The sequence below is a fragment of the Paenarthrobacter sp. NPDC057355 genome (assembly GCF_042667405.1).
Classification (GTDB): domain Bacteria; phylum Actinomycetota; class Actinomycetes; order Actinomycetales; family Micrococcaceae; genus Arthrobacter.
In genome coordinates this window covers 1-2,368 of sequence record NZ_JBHVAL010000041.1, presented here as the reverse complement: position 1 = coordinate 2,368, position 2,368 = coordinate 1, and the positions used below count along the sequence as shown (strand labels likewise).

General features: G+C 55.7%; 2 rRNA genes (1 of these 2 cut by a window edge). Both read right to left on the bottom strand.

From position 1 onward, the window contains the following. Positions 1–212, bottom strand: a 23S ribosomal RNA gene (locus tag ACFUOZ_RS21235) (it extends 3,126 nt beyond the left edge of the window). Positions 213–728: 516 nt separating this feature from the next. Further along, positions 729–2,249: ribosomal RNA gene (locus tag ACFUOZ_RS21230) — 16S ribosomal RNA — on the bottom strand. Together the 16S and 23S rRNA genes form the textbook arrangement of a ribosomal RNA operon. Positions 2,250–2,368: the final 119 nt, after the last annotated feature.

The window sequence follows — 2,368 nt, the reverse complement described above, 5'->3', positions numbered from 1 at the left end:
AGATGTTTCACTTCCCCGCGTTCCCCCCACGCACCCTATGTGTTCAGATGCGGGTCACACAATCACCTCACAGCGTTGTGCGGGGTTTCCCCATTCGGACATCCTGGGATCAACGCTCGGTTATCAACTCCCCCAGGCTTATCGCAGATTCCTACGTCCTTCTTCGGCTCCTAATGCCAAGGCATCCACCGTGTGCCCTTAAAAACTTGACCACACACATCGAACAAAACGCCCGATCATGATGCATCAACTATTCGAGAGAACCACGACCACAAAGGCCAGGTTCATCAAAAAGAAATTGCTGTATGGAACACACACACAAGTGCGTGTGTCCCAGATGCTCGCGTCCACTATGTAGTTCTCAAACAACAACCCCATCAACCAGCCCCACCCACCCACACAAGGGGTGACCAGGAACCGGAAGCAGGAACAAAAGAAACACCAGTCTCCAATGCATTGCTGCAAAAAGGTCCTGTTGCCTCAGGACCCAACAGTGCGCCAAACACAACCCCCACAACCAGCACCCCGGACACGTTCCCAACAACCCGCAAAGGCTGCCGTACTAGCACCAGGACACCACCACAAAGGCCATGCCAAACAAAAGCTTGATTCGTTGATATTCCACCCATGAGCACCCACCGCAGAACAAACGCCTGCGCAATGGGCAACACTGACAACCACACCCCCACCCATGCAGGCAGGGACACATGTTGTAAGCAGCTCCTTAGAAAGGAGGTGATCCAGCCGCACCTTCCGGTACGGCTACCTTGTTACGACTTAGTCCCAATCGCCGGTCCCACCTTCGACGGCTCCCCCCACAAGGGTTAGGCCACCGGCTTCGGGTGTTACCAACTTTCGTGACTTGACGGGCGGTGTGTACAAGGCCCGGGAACGTATTCACCGCAGCGTTGCTGATCTGCGATTACTAGCGACTCCGACTTCATGGGGTCGAGTTGCAGACCCCAATCCGAACTGAGACCGGCTTTTTGGGATTAGCTCCACCTCACAGTATCGCAACCCTTTGTACCGGCCATTGTAGCATGCGTGAAGCCCAAGACATAAGGGGCATGATGATTTGACGTCGTCCCCACCTTCCTCCGAGTTGACCCCGGCAGTCTCCTATGAGTCCCCGGCCGAACCGCTGGCAACATAGAACGAGGGTTGCGCTCGTTGCGGGACTTAACCCAACATCTCACGACACGAGCTGACGACAACCATGCACCACCTGTAAACCGACCGCAAGCGGGGCACCTGTTTCCAGGTATTACCGGTTCATGTCAAGCCTTGGTAAGGTTCTTCGCGTTGCATCGAATTAATCCGCATGCTCCGCCGCTTGTGCGGGCCCCCGTCAATTCCTTTGAGTTTTAGCCTTGCGGCCGTACTCCCCAGGCGGGGCACTTAATGCGTTAGCTACGGCGCGGAAAACGTGGAATGTCCCCCACACCTAGTGCCCAACGTTTACGGCATGGACTACCAGGGTATCTAATCCTGTTCGCTCCCCATGCTTTCGCTCCTCAGCGTCAGTTACAGCCCAGAGACCTGCCTTCGCCATCGGTGTTCCTCCTGATATCTGCGCATTTCACCGCTACACCAGGAATTCCAGTCTCCCCTACTGCACTCTAGTCTGCCCGTACCCACTGCAGAACCGGAGTTGAGCCCCGGTCTTTCACAGCAGACGCGACAAACCGCCTACGAGCTCTTTACGCCCAATAATTCCGGATAACGCTTGCGCCCTACGTATTACCGCGGCTGCTGGCACGTAGTTAGCCGGCGCTTCTTCTGCAGGTACCGTCACCTTACGGCTTCTTCCCTACTGAAAGAGGTTTACAACCCGAAGGCCGTCATCCCTCACGCGGCGTCGCTGCATCAGGCTTGCGCCCATTGTGCAATATTCCCCACTGCTGCCTCCCGTAGGAGTCTGGGCCGTGTCTCAGTCCCAGTGTGGCCGGTCACCCTCTCAGGCCGGCTACCCGTCGTCGCCTTGGTAGGCCATTACCCCACCAACAAGCTGATAGGCCGCGAGTCCATCCAAAACCACAAAAGCTTTCCACCCCCCACCATGCGATGAGGAGTCATATCCGGTATTAGACCCAGTTTCCCAGGCTTATCCCAGAGTCAAGGGCAGGTTACTCACGTGTTACTCACCCGTTCGCCACTAATCCCCCAGCAAGCTGGGATCATCGTTCGACTTGCATGTGTTAAGCACGCCGCCAGCGTTCATCCTGAGCCAGGATCAAACTCTCCGTTGAAAAATAACAGACACAACCACACCCACCGGAAATAACGGCAAGAACATGGCTGCACAAAATTCGAAACCAGCTGAAAACCAGCCCACCACACACGGGGGTGCATGACAGAACTGGCATAA